We start from the raw sequence: 16,597 nt of genomic DNA, 5'->3' as shown, positions 1-16,597 counted from the left end.
GATGACCAGAACGCAGCTTCTGGCAGAGATCGTCGGGTTGCCTCACGGGCGGGCGCGACAGATCCTGGTGACTGGTGAGGCCGGCATGGGGAAATCGACCGTGATTGGCGACGCCGCTGTTGGTTTTGCGAGGGCGGGCTTCATCGTCCTGCGGGCTGCGCCGTCGTTCGCCGAGCGTTACACGTCATACAGCATGCTGTGGGACCTGTTGGCGCCGCTGGATTGGACCTCGTTCACCAGCGTGCCGGCGGAATACCGGTCGTTCCTGGAAATCGCACTGGGTCGCCGACCCGCCGCTGCCGAGTTGCCGTCGCTCGCGACAGCTATCGCGTTCGAGGGGATCCTGGCCGAAATCTCGGCGAGAACACCGGTTGCGATCGTGATCGACGATGCCCAGTGGGCGGATGCCGAATCCCGGGCAACGGTCGAACGCGCTTTCAGGCGATCGGCCAGCCACCGCGTTTACCTTGTCGCAGCGAGTCGGCCGACCGCCGATTCCCCCAGCAGAGCCCTCGATCTTGGATTCGACCTCGGTGATGAACGCGTTCTTGAAGGTCTGTCGGTGGAGGAACTCGACGGTGTGATCCGTCCAGGTTGGCCGTCGACCCTGACCCGGGCCCAAGTGGTGTCCCTGCGCGAGCATACGGGTGGCAACCCGCTCTGGGCGCTTGAGCTGATGAGCCGTGGTTCCATCGCGGACATCGGTGCCCGCATGCTCGGCACGGTGGCGGTACCCCCGTCGCTTGCGGGGACTATCGCTGAACGGTTGGGCGGCTTGGGTGCAGAGGCCAGCGAGGTTGTGTCGATTGTCGCGTTGCTGGGGCATCCGAAACTGGATCTTCTGGCAACCGTGCTCTCCTTCGCCGGAATCCCCCATGACGCCGTCGACGCCGCGGAGGCCGCCGGCTTCCTGTCCTTGACCACGGAGACTGCACGGACCCGGCATCCCCTTCATGCTTCGGCCGCGGCTGCCAGGCTCACCCCCGGCCGTCGGCGAGACCTCCATCGATTTATCGCCGATGCGGTGCACGATCCCGTCGTCAAAGCGCAACATCTTCACCTATCGAGGCCAAGTGGGCCCGACGAGCTGATCGCCGCGGCCCTCTCGGAAGCGGCGGTCGTCATGCGCCAGCGAGGAGCCCGACTTCGTGCGGCGCACTTCGCTGCCCAGGCGGTCGGGCGCACGGATCCTGCTTCCGACCGCTACCCGGCTCGAGTGCTCAGTCAGGCGCAGCAACTCTCCTCGGCCGGTGACCTGGCTGCGTGCCTGAGCGCCCTCGAGCAGCTGAATGCGAACCGTCTTGATCTGCACCAATATGACGCTCTCCTGGCGCTGTCGACCAGTGCCCTCGCATCCATCCGTGGCAGGGACCCAACGACAGCTTTCCTGCGCCAGCGCGAACTCGAGGCTGTGGGCGATCCAGAGCGGCTGGCTGTTGTGCAGGCACACATGGTTGCTGACGATCTGATGACGGTCACCGAGCGCGGTGAACTCTCCAGTGCGTCATTCAACCGGCTCACTGGAGTCGACACGCCGAACGCCGTCCACCGTGCACTCCGGGGCACCATTCGGTCTCAACTCGATGCCGGAGGTGGCCTCAACTCCGACCTTGTCGAGGACTGTACCCGACGTCAAGGTATCCAGATCGTCTCGGGCCTCGAGGACACGGGCCTGGCCGCGACCGGTTTCCTGGCCCATCTCACCGACGACGTGGCCAGGTCGCGGGTGGCGCTGAATGAACTCGTCGCCTGGGCGAAGCGGGAGGGGAAAGACGGGATTGAGCGAGTCTTTCTCGCCCACGCCGCGCATGTCGAGCTGACCGGTGGCAACGCCGGGGAGGCGAGGATTCTCCTGGCCGAGTCCGGTCACGCTGCCGAGGCGGCTAGGCTGCCCGCAAGCGTGTTGCCGATAGTGGGCCTGATGCTGGTGACCGATGCCAAGCACGATGCACTGCGGCAGCTGATCGAGCGGTGGCAGCATTCAGATGTCGGCACGGGCCAGTTCGTTGAACTCATCGTTCCAGCCCTGCGCGGGTTCTCGGCCTTCGCCCTGCGCGACTGGCCGGCTGCCGTGGACCTGCTCAGGCACGCCGCGGCAGTCGCGGATTCGCTGCAATTGGTCGAACCCGGCAGTCGGTTCCGCATCGACCTGCCCTTGATCGAGGCACTCGTCATGACGGGGAACAACGATGAGGCGCGGGATCGCCTCGCCATCCTCCGCTCGTTCCTCGAAACGAGGAACCGTCCGCTGTCCCAGATTGGCCTGCACAGGCTCAGTTCGATGGAACTCGCGGCGGCCGGACGGCTTGAGGACGCACTCACTGAAGCGGGGCTTGCGGTCGACGCTGCTGTCCGGGCCGACCGGTCGGACGAAGAGGCGCGGTGTCGCCTCCAGCGGGCGCGGGTACTGACGCGACTGCGCAAGGTAACGCTCAGCAGACGAGAGCTCCAGGTTGCGTCAGAGCGCGCGGAAGAGAGCGGGAGCGCAGGTGTGCGCGAGCAGGTCGAGTGGGCAGTGGCTGCATCTCGCAGGTCCAGGCCGGGCACAGAGCTCACCGCGGCTGAGCAGCGAGTGCTGGTGGCGCTGGTGGCGGGACAGACCAACAAAGAGATCGCGGCCGAGCTGTTCGTGAGCATCCGTACGGTCGAATCGCATGTCTCGGCGATCCTGCGCAAGACCGGAGCCACGTCCAGGTCCAAGCTCAGAATTCCGCGCTGACCCGTCGCGCCAGAACGCGGGGCCCCGACGGCTCGGCCTGGCCGACTCGCCGGGTATCCGTGGCGATGTCAAGGAGCGCGCCTGAGCCGGCACTCGGACGTGGCTGACGAAAGGTGCTTAGCGCTTGATGAGTTCAGCCGCGCGTTCAGCGATGGCGTACACCGTGGCGTTCGTGTTAGCCGAGACGGGAGACGGCATGATGGATGCGTCTGCCACTCGAAGGCCCCGGATGCCCCGGACACGAAGCTCAGGGTCGACCACGGCGAGCTCGTCGGTACCCACCCGGCAGGTGCCGGCGTAGTGGAAGTAGACCAGCAGGCTCTCCTTGAGATAGTCGTGCACGTCATCCTCGTCAGCCAGCGGTCGCCCGGGCTGGGCCTCGTTCCCACGCCACGCGGACAGAGCCTCAGCGCGACCGATGGCTCGGGCGACTCGGAGCCCTTCCTTCATGACCTCGACGTCGCGAGGGTCCGAGAGGTAGCGGGGGTCGATGAGCGGCCGATCGGCAGGATCGGCGCTCCGCAAGCGCACCGATCCTCGACTGCGCGGAAGCATCGCCGAGAAGCCGATGGCGTACCCGTTATCGGGGCCGGACAGGGTCTGGGCCCGGTAGGGCTGGCTGATCAGGAGGATCTGAAGATCAGGTCCGGCAGCCGAAGGGTCGGTGTGAACCAGTCCGATCCCCTGACCCCAGACGTTGCTTGGATTGGTCTCGAGCGGGGATGCTGCCTCGTAGAGCACCGTCGACATCGGGTGATCATGAAGATTGGTGCCGACACCGGGAAGGTCCAGCGCGAGGTCGATGCCCAGCTCGGCCAGATGATCGGCCGGACCAACACCCGAGAGCAGCAGCAGCTGAGCGGAGCCGATCGCCCCCGCGGTGAGGATGACCTCCCGGTGGGCAGTCGCGGTCACCGATCCTCCTGCGAGGGTGTATTCGACCCCGGTGCACACGCCGTCGGAAATCACCAGACGATTCACTGTCGCCTCGGTGACGACGTCGAGGTTAGGCCGTCCCAACGCGGGACGAAGGTACGCATCGGCGGCGCTCTGGCGAACGCCGTGGTGTACGTTCACGTCCGCCAGCCCGAAGCCGGTCTCGAGTCCACCGCTGATGTCTTCGGCCGGCGCGTAGCCGAGCTCCGCGGCGGCGGCCAAGCCAGCGATGACAACGGGGCTCGGATCAGGGGTGGGGCCGACCGTCAGCGGGCCGTCGGTACCGCGGAGGGATCCGTCGCGCTCGACAGCGGACTCGCTGCGCCGGAAATAGGGGAGTAGGTCGTCAAAACCCCAGCCCTCTGCGCCCTGCTGCGCCCAGGAGTCGTAGCTGGACCGGTGTCCGCGAGCATAGGTCAGCCCGTTGATGCTTGACGAGCCGCCCAGGGCGCGTCCTCGCGGTGCAGCGATGGTCCGGCCCGTGAATTCCTGCACGACAGTAGTGTCGCCCCAACTTGCAGACGATCCGAGGAGCATGGGCCACACGACCGGAGTCGCCATGTCGGGCAGCGGAGTGCTTGCTCCGGCCTCGAGCAGGAGGACACGGATGCGAGGGTCCTCGGTCAGTCGTGTGGCGATGACGCTGCCGGCGGTGCCGGCCCCCACCACGACGTAGTCGTAGGGGGTCTGTGAGAGTGCGTGGTTGGTTGTGGCTGACTGAATGGTGGTTGACATGGGTCTCCGTTGGTAGGGGCGGAATGTCGACGCGACATCCTTCCCTTACGAAGTTAGGGATTTCCGGCAGCGATTCCATCGGTGAAAACACTGACCTGTCACCCCCTCAACTCCCTCGAGACAGAACTCGGTAGTTCCACGGGTGCCTGAACAATCCGAGGCTCCTAACTTGGGTGTTCCAACCGAAACCCAACCGAAAGTTCTCGATGGCCCCCTGCAGTCCCAGGAACAGATCCAATTTCATGAGCCGGGCGACTCCGCTCACAATCGACATGGTCGCCGTGCAAAGGCGAACCGTCGCGGTTCTCGTCGCCGGTCAAATCCTCGGCGGCCTGGGGATAGGGGCGACGCTCTCGCTCGGTTCGGTGCTTGCAGCAGATGTGAGCGGGAACGACGCCTTCGCGGGTGCTGCTGCCACCCTCAGTACCCTCGGAGCCGGATTGGCCGCGCTCCCGCTCGCCAGGCTCACCGAGCGATTCGGTCGCCACACGTCGCTCGCCGTCGGCACGATGATCTCCGTCCTCGGCACGATACTGAGCGTGCTCGCAACGGCGCTGGTTGTGTTCCCCCTCCTGCTGCTCGGATTCACCTTCCTCGGCGCCGGAGCCGCCGTGGGCCTGCAGTCACGCTTCGCGGCGACGGATGTGGCCAGCACCCGGCACCGCAGCCGAGACCTATCGATCGTGGTCTGGTCTGCGACTATCGGGTCTGTGGCGGGACCAAATCTGGTCGGTCCCGGTGAGGTCGTCGCGGCCTGGGTAGGGATGCCCACACTCACTGGTTCATTCTTGATCGGGGTGGCTGCTCAATTGGTGGCCGCGATCGTGTATTTCGCGGCGCTGCGTCCTGATCCCTACTTCTTGGGCCGCGCAGGCACGGACCAACTCGAAATAACCCAGCCCGAGGTTGCCAGCCGTAATCGTGGCCGGGTGCTCCTGGCCATCTCCGTGCTGGCGATCAGCCATGCCGTCATGGTGTCCGTGATGTCGATGACTCCAGTGCATTTGATGCATCACGGCGCGCCACTGGCTGAGATCGGCGCGACATTGAGTGTTCATATCGCGGGAATGTACGGGCTCTCCCCGATATTCGGTTGGCTGAGTGATCGGGTCGGTTACCCAGCCGTCATCCTGGGGGGACAGATCCTCCTCGGACTTGCTCTTGCCGTCATCTCTCAAGGCAGCGTCGGGATCGGTCTCGTGTTGCTCGGGCTCGGCTGGAGCGCGTCGACGGTGGCCGCCTCTGCGATGCTCAGTAGCCTGCTCTCGGGAACCGCGCGTGCCCGGGTTCAAGGGCGTAGCGACCTGGTGATGAACCTGGCGGGCGCGCTGGGCGGAGCGATCGCTGGTCCGGTGCTGGCGACTGCCGGTTATGAGGGCCTTTCAGCAGTGGCCGCGATCCCCGTGGTCATGGTTGTGGTTGCGGTCACTATCGATGCACTTAGGGCAACCCAACCATCCCCCCTACGACTGAGATGAGACGCCATGCCGAACCCCCACATCAGAATCGCGAATGCACCTGGGCTCCTCTCGAGGCGCCCCACCAAGCACCCTGGAGAAATCATGAGATCTAAGAAGCGCATTGTCATCACCGGGGCCAGTGACGGTATCGGCGCGGCGGCTGCCCGCCGGTTCCGAGAAAATGGACACGATGTCGTCGTCGTCGGACGTTCGCCGAACAAGACCCGCGCTGTTGCCGAGGCGATCGACGCACCGTACTTTCTTGCCGACTACTCACGTCTGGACGACGTGCGGTCGCTTGCTGCGTCGCTGGCGGAGGCGTATGGCCGGATCGACGTTCTGGCCAACAACGCCGGCGGGGTCTTCGGGGCGAAGACGACAACCATCGATGGCTTCGAAACGACCTTGCAGGTCAACTATCTTGCGCCGTATCTTCTCACCAACCTCCTCCTCGACACGCTGATCCGGAGTGAGGCGACCGTCATTCAGACCTCAAGTGTGGCGGCTCGGTTGTTCGGAAACGTTGATCTGAGTGACTTGAACAACGATCGGCGCTACACGCCACACAAGGCATACGGCGACGCCAAACTGCTCAATATCTTGTTCACACGCGAACTCCACAACCGATTCCAGCGTGTTGGGGTGAGCGCCGCCGCGTTCCATCCCGGATTCATCAGGACTGGGTTTGCTGCGGAGTCGAGCAGCATCATCATGCGGCTGGTTTACAGAAACCCCCTGGTGAAGGGTTTTCTTGGCACTTCCGAGAGGGGTGCGGACCAGCTCGCGTGGCTCGCGGAGGCACTGCCACATGACGAGTGGGTGCCGGGGAACTATTTCGAAGCGCACGCGGTGGCACGGCGAATCAATCCGCAAGGGGCCGACGATGACATGGCTCGTTCCCTCTGGACCGCCAGTGCCGAAATGCTCGGGCTTGGCACCGGGGTCCGGCATTTGGGCTGAAGACGAGCGGTGGTGAGGCACGTTCGCGTTCGTCCGTGGTTCCACGGATGCAGGCTCCCGCTGCTTTTTCTAATCTCAACAGATGACTACACCATCAACATCAAACGAAACTTCAATCACACCAGGGGGAGTAGTGCTCATCTCGGGTGCGTCATCAGGCATCGGTATGGCTTCGGCGTTGGCGCTCGCTCAAGCGGGATGGAGGACTATCGCGACAGTGCGCGACCCCAACGGATCGCGGAAGCTGCTTATCGCTGCAGAGGCCCAGGGAGTGGCGCTCGACGTGCAGCACCTTGACGTCACTGACCCGGAGTCGGTTGAGAAGGTCCGGAGCTACGTCGACGATACCTATGGGCGACTGGACGCCGTCGTCAACAACGCTGGTTCAGCGGGCCTGGGCACTATCGAGCTGATGACGATGCAGAATTTTCGCGCCTGTATGGAGGTCAATTTCTTCGGCGCGGTCACAATCACGAAATCAATGTTCCCGCTATTGCGTGCATCGCGCGGTCGGATACTCAGCATCAGTAGCATCGCCGGCGCCCTGGGGCAGCCGTTCAACGAAGCGTACTGTTCGTCCAAGTTCGCCCTCGAGGGCTTCATGGAGAGCCTGCACCCTGTGGCGAGAACCGTCGGAGTGACGGTGTGCCTTGTCGAACCGGCGGCCGTCGCCAGCGCCTTCGTCGCGAATGCGGACGTCGACATCCCGGGAATGCTGGACGACGCCGGCCCCTACCGTGCGGCAATGGAGAAGTCGCTCGCTCGCACTCAACGCCAATTCGAGCCGTCCAAGGCGGAGACGTCAGAAGCGGTGGCTGCCGTAGTGGTCGACCTGCTCGAGTCGGCGGAGCCACCTCTGAGAACCCAGACGACACCGAATGCTCGTGCGATCGTTGCCTTGAAGATCGCCGATCTGGACGGGAGCCGGGTGACTGAGCTTACGCACTCCTGGCTGGCCGACCCGGTACGAGAGCCGGCGAGGGTCGCTGGCCTGCGTCCGCAAGGCGCCTCCCCGCTTCCTGAACCGGCTCCAATCTGGCCCTGACGGATACCGTGACGACCGCCCGGCTCGGAGGGGTCAGGGTGTGCCCCGCCTCGCCCTTGACCGGAAGTGGCTCGCGGGCGGGGCGGGGACTTGGGCGGATCAGCGACCCGCGGAATGGTCCAGAGCTGGAATGCCGGGGTCTGTGAACAGAGGTTGGCCGTCCTCTGAGCCGGTGTGCTCACCGTGCTCGTCGAGCGGCAACCATGATTCGAACACTGACGCTTCCAACGGGAGGGGACGGGCGCCCGTGACGGTGATGGCACCCGGTCGGTCACCGCCCGCGAGGAACTCCGACACCACAGTGTCGACGCCGTCAGTGCCGTACGGGAAGGCGCCGTGCGCTCCTTCGTTGTCGATGAGGAGGAGGCTGGTGTTCGGTAGCTCCGTGCCGGTGGTTCGACCGCTCTCCAGGGGGGTGAGCGCGTCGAGTTCACTCTGAATAACCAGCGTCTCGGGGAAGTCCGCCGGCGGGTCCGGCATACTTAGCTCGCTCGGCCACCACGCGCACAGTGGCGGCGCGTCGAGTCGGCCCAGTTGCTTGGTGAACGGTGCGACGGCGGCGGTCTTCGCGTTCTCGGCAGTCCAATACTCCGCCCCCTGCGTCCACTGACCGTCGTTGCAATAGACGAAGTCAACGGTGCTGGCGAAGGTGCGCGTCTCCGGCTCTGCGGGAGCGGGCTGTGATTGAAGAGCGATCTGTGTGCGTGCGGCATCGACAAGTGCGGTGGGAATAACCTCCGGGTCGAGTCGGTCCAGGATTCGGGAGGCCGCGCTTGCAGAATCGACTGTCGGGGCTGCCGGGCTGTCGGCGTCCGACTCGCCCTCGGCGATGATCTTTTGCACGAGTTCGGCCGCGACGGGGTAGGCGACATTCTTGTTGAACGTGATCAACGCTCCCGTGTTGGTCCAGACGAGCCCGGCCGCTTTCGAAAACGCCGGTTGCTCGGTGGCCGCGAAGTATCGCGTCCAGATTGCTTCGGGATCGTCCCCGAGACCGTAGACGGCGTCGTTGCGAGCGATCCAATTCATGAGGTGGAGGCGGAACTGTCGATCGAAGCCGGTGTATTGCGCCGACAGGAAATGCTCCATCGAGTCTTGGGTGACATCCAGGGCAGAATCGAAGACCATCCGGTCGATGTTCTCAGGAAAGAGCGACCCGAACCACGTGCCGAGCCAGGTGCCATACGACGAGCCGAAGTAGGTCACCGAGGGCGCTCCGACCAGATGGCGGATGAAGTCCATGTCGTAGGCGGTCTGTTCGGAGGTGACGGTGCGCACGTCGGGGTCGTCGGAGCAGGCCGTGGCGATCGCCTCGAGCTCACCCTCCTCGCCCGCTGCCGGGTCGTACCGGTACTCGCACTCCACGATGCTGCTCTGGCCGATGCCGCGCTGGTCGAAGCTCACGAAGTTGGTGGTCGCTCTCAGGTCGGGCGTTCCTTGCTGGATCTGCGCGGCGAAGGGTAGCCCGGGCGCAGCCGGACCACCCGGGTGGATGAGCACCGTGGAGTTGTAATCGGGATCGTCGGTCTCGATGTTCTTTGCTTGCGAGATGCGCAGGTCCCAGGTCTTTGTGGGGTCGGGGTTGTTCCAATTCCGAGGCACCTTGATCGTGGCGCACTGCACATTGCTGATGTCGGTGTCTGCGGGATCGAGCGCGCCCACGTACTCGCAGTCATCCCACGAGAGTTCCTGGTCGGCGAGCGGGCCGGCGAGTGCGGCGACGTCGGGCATTTTGGTGTGCTCGCTTTCGGCAGCGGTAGGGCTGCAGGCGCTCAGCAGCCCCATGCTGACCACAGCGAGCACGGCGATCAAGGGCCTCGCTCCGGATCGATTGTTGGCGGTCGATGTCATGCAAATCTCCTTGTATCGGCGTGAGATTCCATCACACGCTATGACCTTGGGCCCAGGTCAAGCCGGGCCTCAACACGCTCCATAAGATTCAATTTCCTCGACCGATCGGCGACGTGACCTCACGCCCGCTTGACCGTCGCGGTGGGGTGTGGCCGTCGCGCTGCATCCTGAGAGCAGCACGGTCAGCGAGACTGCTGCCGTAGTGCCACCGCGTCACCGGGATCCATGACACGGTGTCACTACCGTCACAACCGGGCGGCGAGGAGAGTTGCAGACTATGAAACTTCTCAATCTCGCCCTCAACGGAGTCACGGCGCTCTCCGGCACAATCTTCATCGCCTACTTCGGGCTGCGCAACAACAATGGGGTACTCGCATCCTTGCCCGATAACATCTCGGAGATCTTCATTCAGAATGAGGGCATCCAGTTTGTGGCCCTTGCCATGGTCGTAGCGGCGCTCGCGGCCAAGGTTCCGGTAATGAGGGTGCTGAAGCGCAAAGAATCAGAGAGCCGGATGTGACCAACACCGACCGCGGGACCGGAGACGCAGCGACAACACGACGCATGCGTCGAATCGCGATGCTCACAGCGATCGTCGCGATCGCCCCTCTGAGCATTGTCGGAGTCGTACTCACTGCCCAGTCCTGGTGGGAAGGGCTCATTGTCGTTGCTGGGCTCCTCATCTTCCTCGTCGTGTTGAAGGAATGGAGCCTCGATGGGTACCCGCGCCGCGCGGTCTTCGTCCTGATCTACGCCGGCTGCGCTTGGCTGGTCGGTGCCCTGACGTTGGCGGGCCCGTTGGGGTTTGTCCCGTTTGCGCTCATCGGTGCGCTGCTGATGGCGCGGCTGCCGAATCATCGGTTACTCATGACCATCGCGTTTTCTCTCGGCGTCGGGCTCGTCGGTGCCACGGCTCTCATCACACGTCCGCCCGCGCTGGACCTCGTCGACTCGTATATCCTCCTGCCCATTGCCGGCTCGCTCTTCATCGCCGGTGTCGTCGCTGTGAGCGAACGCTCATGGCTGGTCGTGCGTCGTCTTGAACGGGCAAAACAGGCCGAGGCGGAGCTCGGGATCGCTCAAGAGCGAATGCGGTTCGCCGGGGATCTGCACGATATCCAAGGACACACCCTGCACGTCATCAAACTGAAGACGGCGCTCGCGCAGCGGCTCGTTGTGATCGACCCGGACAGGGCGCAGAGCGAACTTGGGGAGATTCGCCGGCTCGTCGACGACACGATCCGGAAGACCAGGGAGCTGGCATACGCCCGGCACGAGATTGAGTTTTCGGCCGAACTCGAAAACGCGCGACGGCTGTGCGAAGCCGCGGGGATCGACGTGCAGGTACGTCAGAACAGCGGTCCAGCCATCGCGGTTCATCCGCTGCTTTCACACCTCTTGCGCGAGGCCACGACGAATCTGCTGCGCCATGCCAGCCCGCGCCACGTGTCGATCACGGTGTCGCCGGGTCGTGTCGAGATAGAGAACGACGGAGTCGCCGACGGCCACGAATCCGAATTGAGGGGACTCGCCCGCCTGCGTGCACGCATTGAGCTCGCAAACGGCGAACTTCATACCCGCCGGTCGCCCGGTCGGTTTACCGTTTGGGCAATCCTCGATGCCGAAGACAACAACGATTCTCCTCGCCCGACCGCTGAAGCCGGGGGAGTACCACGATGACGGGCGACAAGATCAGTGTTGTGCTCGCGGACGACGAGCAATTGCTCCGATCGGCGATGGCGGCCCTGCTTCCTCTCAGCGGCGCGATCGAGATCGTTGCCGAGGCAGAAGACGGGGCCGCAGCCGTCGAAGCGACTCTGCGATGCCGGCCACACGTACTTGTCATCGACCTCGAAATGCCCCGGATGGATGGTCTCGAGGCCGTCGAATTGATCCTGCGTGACCTGCCCACGCAGACGATTCTCATGCTCACCCGCCACGCCAGACCCGGTGTCCTCCGTCGTGCCCTGAAGCTCGGAGTGCGCGGGTTCATGAGCAAGGCGGCCGACCCCGAAGAAATCGCCGACGTCATCCGGCATCTGCACGAGGGTGGGCGCTGGATCGCACACGATGTGCTTGAGGCTTCCGTCGTTGACGACAACCCGCTCACCGATCGCGAGGTCGACGTCCTGCGCGAGACGAGCGACGGGTACTCCGTGAAGGACATTGCCAAACGGCTGCATCTGGCATCGGGTACGGTTCGCAACTACCTCTCGAGCAGCATGCAGAAGACCGGGACTTCCACTCGCTACGACGCCGCCCGCCTGTCCCGCGAACGCGGCTGGCTCTAATTACAGGGTGGCGTCCGGTTCTACCGGATACGCCCTGCTTCGTACGAGGCGAACAGCGAGCCAAGCCGCACGTCAGAAGGCGAGCATCGGTGTCCGGTAGTGACGCTGTGTCATAGGTCTCGGTGACACGGCGGTACTACAGCCAGGTCGCAGGGTCGAGTGCAATTGAAGGTATGACAGACCAGGCGCGGTTCCACCGCAAGCCTTTCCAGACCACCGTGGAAATCTCCGTGCCTTTCTCATCCTCAACGCGATCGTGTTCGGCTTCGCACTGCGTCGAATCAGGCTTGTTCACGGCCGAGAAGAACGGAGAAAAACAGCATGGCATGGAGCACTAGCCAACTAGCAGAACTCGCGGGCACAACGATCAAGTCCGTCAGGCACTATCACAAGGTCGGGCTCCTGGACGTGCCTGAGCGAAAGCCGAATGGATACAAACAGTACGGAGTCGCCGACCTCCTGCGCCTGCTGCAGATCACGCGGCTCGCCGAACTGGGTGTGCCATTGGCGCAGATCTCCGCCCTTGGCCGCTCCGACGAATACGCCGACGGTGTGATCATTGTGCTTGAAGCTGAGCTTGAGGCCACGATCCAACGCCTGCAACGTGCCCGCAGCGAACTTGCGCTGATCCTCCGGCACAAAGCGCCCCCGGAACTCCCGGTGCAGTTCAGCGATGTCGCTGTCGATCTTTCCCCGGTCGACCGCGCGATGATCATGGTGTTCTCGAGGATCTCTAACGAATCGGCCATGAGCGAACTGGCAAGCATGATACGTGACGAGCCGCGTACTGAATCAAGTGCTGAGTTCGAGGGACTCGCGGGGGACGCCGATCGGGCCACCCGTCAGCGTCTGGGCGCGGCTCTTGCCCCAGCCCTGCGCCGTGCAGTCGAGGAGTATCCGAGGCTCATGAATCTTGCTTCCATGGGATCGCGCGGCACCGTGTTCACCAGGAACACCCTGGCCGCGGCTGCTCAGGACCTGTACAACTCCGCGCAGCTCGAAGTGCTGTACCGCGCTCATCTCATCGCCACGGAGGATGCGAAACTGCTCGCTGACCTGGAAGCGGCTCTCGACGCGAAGGCGGCAGCGGGGGGCTCAGTCGTGTAGGTAAGGCCCGGCTGTTACCGGGCAGCCCGATTTTTCCCCCCACGAAGTACGACCAGGAGTACCAAATGACCACTTTCATCGATGACCAGCTCGTTGTACGACAAAAAACCACGCCGGGATGGCCCGAACTTGTCGCCGGCGCGGCGGCCTTCGCCGCGTCGTATGCCCTCGTCGCGGTGGCCTTACCCCTCATCGAGGATGACGCGACCGCGGGTGTCGTCGGGCTGGTAGTTTCCGGACTGATGGGCATGATCGCGTTGGCGGCCGCCGTCGTTATTCGCATCAGGGGACTGTCCGCCTTCGGAATTCGCCGCGCGAAAAAACGACACCTGATCGTCGGCGCTGCGCTGGGAATTGTCGTCTGCGCCGTGGGATCAATTGGCAGCGGACTCTACATAGTGATGAGCGGCGATGCTCAGAACATTCAAACGACCTACCAGGCCGGAGCAGCGGGAGGTCTGATGTCGCTCCTAGTCACCTTCGTGGCCGGTTCGATCATCACCCCGATCGGAGAAGAAGCGTTCTTCCGCGGCGTAGTCGCGAACACGCTGCTCGCCCGCTTGGGCCCATGGGTCGGCATCATCGGGAGTGCTGCCGTTTTTGCGGTCGCACACGGAATCAATCCGGTCATGGTCGCAGCATTCCTCGTCGGAATTGTCACTGCCATCCTGTTCCGCTGGTCCGGCTCGATCTGGCCCGGCGTAGTGCTGCACGGTGTCAACAACACAGCGGCCCTCATACTTCCCGTCATCATCGCCGCCGCCATCAACTGACCAGACACGGCAACACGAGGGGAATCGAAATGACCATGTTCAGAACCACAGGAACGCTGCTGCTCGCCATCGGTTTTGCGATGCTCACACTCGCGTGGGTCATCACAGACCCGTACGCCAACGACGCGAATATCGGCGCCGGCGGGTTGAACTTCTTCGGCCGACCGGCGGCGGGGAGCGGTATCGTGATTCTCGTGGCCGATGCGGTCCTCAGGGCCAGGCGCAAACGCCGGGTGGCGCGACCGAGCGTTAGTTGATGGTTGGACACGTGTTCTCAGAAAGAATGGTCAGCGGAGCCCGCCGTGCCCTCGGTGCAGTGCTGGCGGGGATGCTCGTTGTCGGCGTGAGCGGATGCGTGGGCCAGCGACCGGATGTCGCTGAAGAATTCACGGCCCAACGTGCCGTGCCTTCAGACACGCCCTCAGCGGTCCCGATCCCCGCTCCTGAGCGTTCCAACGCCGACGCCCAGCTCTTCCACCCCGAGGTAGGCCAATGCGTCGATGTGAGGAAAGACGGTCCGACTGGTCCAGAGTCCGTCGTTCCCTGCAACGAAACACATGACGATGAGGCCTATGCACACGTCACGCTAGACGGAAGCGACGGCGCTGAGTATCCCGGTGAGGCCACCACCCAAGAGCTCGCTAACAGTCTGTGCCGACAGGAATTCGCGGACTTCGTCGGCGTCCGCTACGAAGACTCGGTGTTCGAGTTCCTACCGATGTACCCGTCCGAGAGCAGCTGGAACCTGCACGCGGACAGGAGGGTCACCTGCTTGATCTGGAACCCCTCGGACAGCTTGACCGTGTCGCTTCGGGGTGCGGGTTACTAGGGCCATGCGGGCCGTGACCCTTGCGGAAGTGGAAGCAAGCTGGAGAGCAAAACCATCAGGCTTTCGACCAATTCTCGGGAGGCCCGTTCAGGATCCGAGGTATTGGCGATCCACAGGGAGCCGAGCAGGGCTGCTCCGCTAATCAGGTGCGACATCGCTTCAGCGTTGACGGTGCGTATCGAGCCTTCCTCCATCAATTGTTGAAGGTTGCCCATCGTCATCTGCAGGCAGGTCAGTTGACGCGGCCAGTGCGATGGATCGCCCAAAACGGCCGGACCATCCAAGAGTACGACGCGCTGAATCTCGGGCTCAGTGGCCATCTCGACGTAGGCAACGAGTTCGTTGGTGAATCCTTCCCAGCGTGACTCTGACTGATCAAAGATCTCCAGGAGTCGCTCGGTCATCTCCGCGTCAATCTGGTCGATGACGGCTTCGAGCAGGCCGCGCTTGCCGTCGAAATGATGGTAGAGCGCACCGCGGGTCAGGCCCGCCTCCGCAGTCAACTCCTCTAGTGAGGTAGCGGCGTATCCCTTCGCAGCGAAGGTTCTTCGCCCTGCTGAGATGAGCTTGGCCCGTGTCTCGATGATCATGTCGGCTCGCGTACGTCCCATAGTCCCGTTCCTCTTGACATACATCATGTATGTCAACTATGAATTGATATACACAATGTACGCCAAACTACGACGGGCGCCACGCCAGATCGGGTGACTTGACCAAAGTGACGACTCAAATACTTGAGAATCGACAAGAAATCACCGTCGGCCTGATTATCAATCCTGTTGCTGGCATGGGTGGACGCGTAGGGCTGAAGGGGTCGGACGGTGCCGCGACGGTTCAAGAAGCCAGGCGCCGTGGAGCGCAGCCGCAGGCGTCAGAGAGGGCGCACATTGCGCTGTCCCGGTTGGCCGCCGCAATGCCAGGACTGCGGGTTCTCACCGCAGGCGAAGACATGGGTGAGACTGCTGCTCGTGCCGTCGGCTTCACGCCTCTGGTGGTCCACCGGCCCGAAGAGGTCGACACGGTCAGCGCGGACACGCAGGTGTCTGTCGCCGCGATGTCGAAAGCGGGCGTTGATCTCATTCTCTTCGTCGGCGGAGACGGGACTGCGCGTGACGTCCTCGCTTCCAAAGCGCAGCATATTCCCATGCTCGGTATTCCGGCCGGAGTGAAGATGCACTCGGCGGTTTTCGGAACGAGCCCGCAAAACGCCGGACAACTTGCCGCGTTGCATCTGGCCCGAGATTCGGCCGCGGCGGTTCGAGAAGCTGAGGTCATGGATCTTGACGAAGACGCAATCCGTGAGGATCGGGTTTCGGCCCGGCTCTACGGCTACGCCCTCAGCCCCTACGAACGGCGCCTGTCCCAGAACGCGAAGGCCGGCGCGGGACCCGGCGAGGAGGCGACGCTAGACGCGATCGCCCGGAAGGTGGCGGCACGGATGCGCTCAGGTGTTCTGTATGTTCTCGGACCGGGGACAACGACGCGGCGGGTCTCCACATCCCTTGGTCTTCCGTCCACCCTGCTGGGTGTGGATGCTGTTCTTGACGGCCGGCTTGTCGGGCGGGATCTCGACGAGCAGGGACTCCTGCGCCTCATGGCGGACCGGGAATCGTACCTCGTAGTCGGAGTCCTCGGGGGACAGGGCAGCCTCTTCGGCCGCGGCAATCAGCAGATCAGCGCGGAAGTCATTCGGCGCACCGGCCGGGACCACATCATCGTCGTCGCCGCTCTGGAGAAACTGATTTCCCTCGACGGTGAGCCACTACGCGTGGATACCGGTGATGCGGAAGTCGACACGATGCTTACCGGACACATCAGAGTTCGGACCGGTCTGGAACAGGACACGGTTTACCGGGTGCAGGCATGAGGCCTGTGTCCCTTCGTGACAAAA

General features: G+C 63.6%; 15 protein-coding genes. 12 read left to right on the top strand and 3 right to left on the bottom strand.

The features are described 5' to 3' along the window. Window position 1 precedes the first annotated feature (1 nt). A complete protein-coding gene (locus E3T61_RS07210; RefSeq protein WP_134640203.1) occupies window positions 2-2,719 on the top strand; it encodes an AAA family ATPase in 2,718 nt (905 codons plus the stop codon). A gap of 117 nt (window positions 2,720-2,836) precedes the next feature. Here E3T61_RS07210 and E3T61_RS07205 read toward each other — a convergent pair whose 3' ends face one another. Continuing rightward, window positions 2,837-4,390, bottom strand: coding sequence for a GMC family oxidoreductase (locus tag E3T61_RS07205; RefSeq protein ID WP_134640202.1), 1,554 nt, complete (start codon window positions 4,388-4,390; stop codon window positions 2,837-2,839). Between the two features lie 272 nt (window positions 4,391-4,662). Here E3T61_RS07205 and E3T61_RS07200 point away from each other — a divergent pair, with 272 nt between their 5' ends. From E3T61_RS07200 to E3T61_RS07190, 3 genes are all read left to right on the top strand, one after another. Next, the gene (locus E3T61_RS07200; protein WP_241992437.1) at window positions 4,663-5,868 is read left to right on the top strand and encodes an MFS transporter; all 1,206 of its coding nucleotides are present in this window, start codon (window positions 4,663-4,665) and stop codon (window positions 5,866-5,868) included. An 84-nt stretch (window positions 5,869-5,952) separates the two neighbouring features. Next, entirely contained in the window at window positions 5,953-6,810 is an 858-nt protein-coding gene (locus tag E3T61_RS07195; protein WP_134640201.1) for an SDR family NAD(P)-dependent oxidoreductase, read from the top strand. Window positions 6,811-6,892: 82 nt separating this feature from the next. Continuing rightward, window positions 6,893-7,855, top strand: coding sequence for an SDR family NAD(P)-dependent oxidoreductase (locus E3T61_RS07190; protein ID WP_134640200.1), 963 nt, complete (start codon window positions 6,893-6,895; stop codon window positions 7,853-7,855). A gap of 99 nt (window positions 7,856-7,954) precedes the next feature. Here the strand turns inward: E3T61_RS07190 and E3T61_RS07185 are convergent, their stop codons facing one another. Beyond that, the gene (locus E3T61_RS07185; protein ID WP_134640199.1) at window positions 7,955-9,706 is read right to left on the bottom strand and encodes an alpha/beta fold hydrolase; all 1,752 of its coding nucleotides are present in this window, start codon (window positions 9,704-9,706) and stop codon (window positions 7,955-7,957) included. A gap of 277 nt (window positions 9,707-9,983) precedes the next feature. Between E3T61_RS07185 and E3T61_RS07180 the strand changes: the two genes are divergently transcribed. The 7 genes from E3T61_RS07180 (at window position 9,984) to E3T61_RS07150 (ending at window position 14,706) form a co-directional block, all read left to right on the top strand. Beyond that, the gene (locus tag E3T61_RS07180) at window positions 9,984-10,226 is read left to right on the top strand and encodes a hypothetical protein (protein WP_134640198.1); all 243 of its coding nucleotides are present in this window, start codon (window positions 9,984-9,986) and stop codon (window positions 10,224-10,226) included. Then, complete coding sequence (locus E3T61_RS07175) at window positions 10,223-11,386, top strand: histidine kinase (protein WP_134640197.1); 1,164 nt, start codon at window positions 10,223-10,225, stop codon at window positions 11,384-11,386. The genes E3T61_RS07180 and E3T61_RS07175 overlap by 4 nt, the downstream gene beginning before the upstream one ends. Next, a complete protein-coding gene (locus tag E3T61_RS07170) occupies window positions 11,383-11,997 on the top strand; it encodes a response regulator transcription factor (RefSeq protein ID WP_134640196.1) in 615 nt (204 codons plus the stop codon). The genes E3T61_RS07175 and E3T61_RS07170 overlap by 4 nt, the downstream gene beginning before the upstream one ends. 321 nt (window positions 11,998-12,318) lie before the next feature. Continuing rightward, a complete protein-coding gene (locus E3T61_RS07165) occupies window positions 12,319-13,104 on the top strand; it encodes a MerR family transcriptional regulator (RefSeq protein ID WP_134640195.1) in 786 nt (261 codons plus the stop codon). A 65-nt stretch (window positions 13,105-13,169) separates the two neighbouring features. Continuing rightward, window positions 13,170-13,877, top strand: coding sequence for a CPBP family intramembrane glutamic endopeptidase (locus tag E3T61_RS07160; protein ID WP_134640194.1), 708 nt, complete (start codon window positions 13,170-13,172; stop codon window positions 13,875-13,877). A 29-nt stretch (window positions 13,878-13,906) separates the two neighbouring features. Then, complete coding sequence (locus E3T61_RS07155; protein ID WP_134640193.1) at window positions 13,907-14,134, top strand: hypothetical protein; 228 nt, start codon at window positions 13,907-13,909, stop codon at window positions 14,132-14,134. Beyond that, window positions 14,134-14,706, top strand: coding sequence for a septum formation family protein (locus E3T61_RS07150; protein WP_134640192.1), 573 nt, complete (start codon window positions 14,134-14,136; stop codon window positions 14,704-14,706). The genes E3T61_RS07155 and E3T61_RS07150 overlap by 1 nt, the downstream gene beginning before the upstream one ends. Here the strand turns inward: E3T61_RS07150 and E3T61_RS07145 are convergent. Then, window positions 14,703-15,296, bottom strand: coding sequence for a TetR/AcrR family transcriptional regulator (locus tag E3T61_RS07145; protein ID WP_198418652.1), 594 nt, complete (start codon window positions 15,294-15,296; stop codon window positions 14,703-14,705). The two genes, E3T61_RS07150 and E3T61_RS07145, sit on opposite strands and share 4 nt — an antisense overlap. A 128-nt stretch (window positions 15,297-15,424) precedes the next feature. Between E3T61_RS07145 and E3T61_RS07140 the strand changes: the two genes are divergently transcribed. Continuing rightward, window positions 15,425-16,573 (top strand): ATP-NAD kinase family protein, encoded by a 1,149-nt coding sequence (locus tag E3T61_RS07140; protein ID WP_241992444.1) that lies wholly within the window; start codon window positions 15,425-15,427, stop codon window positions 16,571-16,573. The last annotated feature ends 24 nt before the right edge of the window (window positions 16,574-16,597 follow it).

The sequence above is a fragment of the Cryobacterium lactosi genome, assembly GCF_004403945.1.
GTDB lineage: Bacteria > Actinomycetota > Actinomycetes > Actinomycetales > Microbacteriaceae > Cryobacterium > Cryobacterium lactosi.
Note: the sequence above shows the minus strand (reverse complement) of the source record. Positions and strands in the feature narration are given on the sequence as shown.

Excerpts from the sequence above, each read along its gene's own strand:
- E3T61_RS07210 (WP_134640203.1), top strand. The coding sequence starts at position 2 with ATGACCAGAACGCAGCTTCTGGCAGAGATCGTCGGGTTGCCTCACGGG.
- E3T61_RS07205 (WP_134640202.1), bottom strand. The coding sequence starts at position 4,390 with ATGTCAACCACCATTCAGTCAGCCACAACCAACCACGCACTCTCACAG.
- E3T61_RS07200 (WP_241992437.1), top strand. The coding sequence starts at position 4,663 with ATGGTCGCCGTGCAAAGGCGAACCGTCGCGGTTCTCGTCGCCGGTCAA.
- E3T61_RS07195 (WP_134640201.1), top strand. The coding sequence starts at position 5,953 with ATGAGATCTAAGAAGCGCATTGTCATCACCGGGGCCAGTGACGGTATC.
- E3T61_RS07190 (WP_134640200.1), top strand. The coding sequence starts at position 6,893 with ATGACTACACCATCAACATCAAACGAAACTTCAATCACACCAGGGGGA.
- E3T61_RS07185 (WP_134640199.1), bottom strand. The coding sequence starts at position 9,706 with ATGACATCGACCGCCAACAATCGATCCGGAGCGAGGCCCTTGATCGCC.
- E3T61_RS07180 (WP_134640198.1), top strand. The coding sequence starts at position 9,984 with ATGAAACTTCTCAATCTCGCCCTCAACGGAGTCACGGCGCTCTCCGGC.
- E3T61_RS07170 (WP_134640196.1), top strand. The coding sequence starts at position 11,383 with ATGACGGGCGACAAGATCAGTGTTGTGCTCGCGGACGACGAGCAATTG.
- E3T61_RS07165 (WP_134640195.1), top strand. The coding sequence starts at position 12,319 with ATGGCATGGAGCACTAGCCAACTAGCAGAACTCGCGGGCACAACGATC.
- E3T61_RS07160 (WP_134640194.1), top strand. The coding sequence starts at position 13,170 with ATGACCACTTTCATCGATGACCAGCTCGTTGTACGACAAAAAACCACG.
- E3T61_RS07155 (WP_134640193.1), top strand. The coding sequence starts at position 13,907 with ATGACCATGTTCAGAACCACAGGAACGCTGCTGCTCGCCATCGGTTTT.
- E3T61_RS07150 (WP_134640192.1), top strand. The coding sequence starts at position 14,134 with ATGGTTGGACACGTGTTCTCAGAAAGAATGGTCAGCGGAGCCCGCCGT.
- E3T61_RS07145 (WP_198418652.1), bottom strand. The coding sequence starts at position 15,296 with ATGATCATCGAGACACGGGCCAAGCTCATCTCAGCAGGGCGAAGAACC.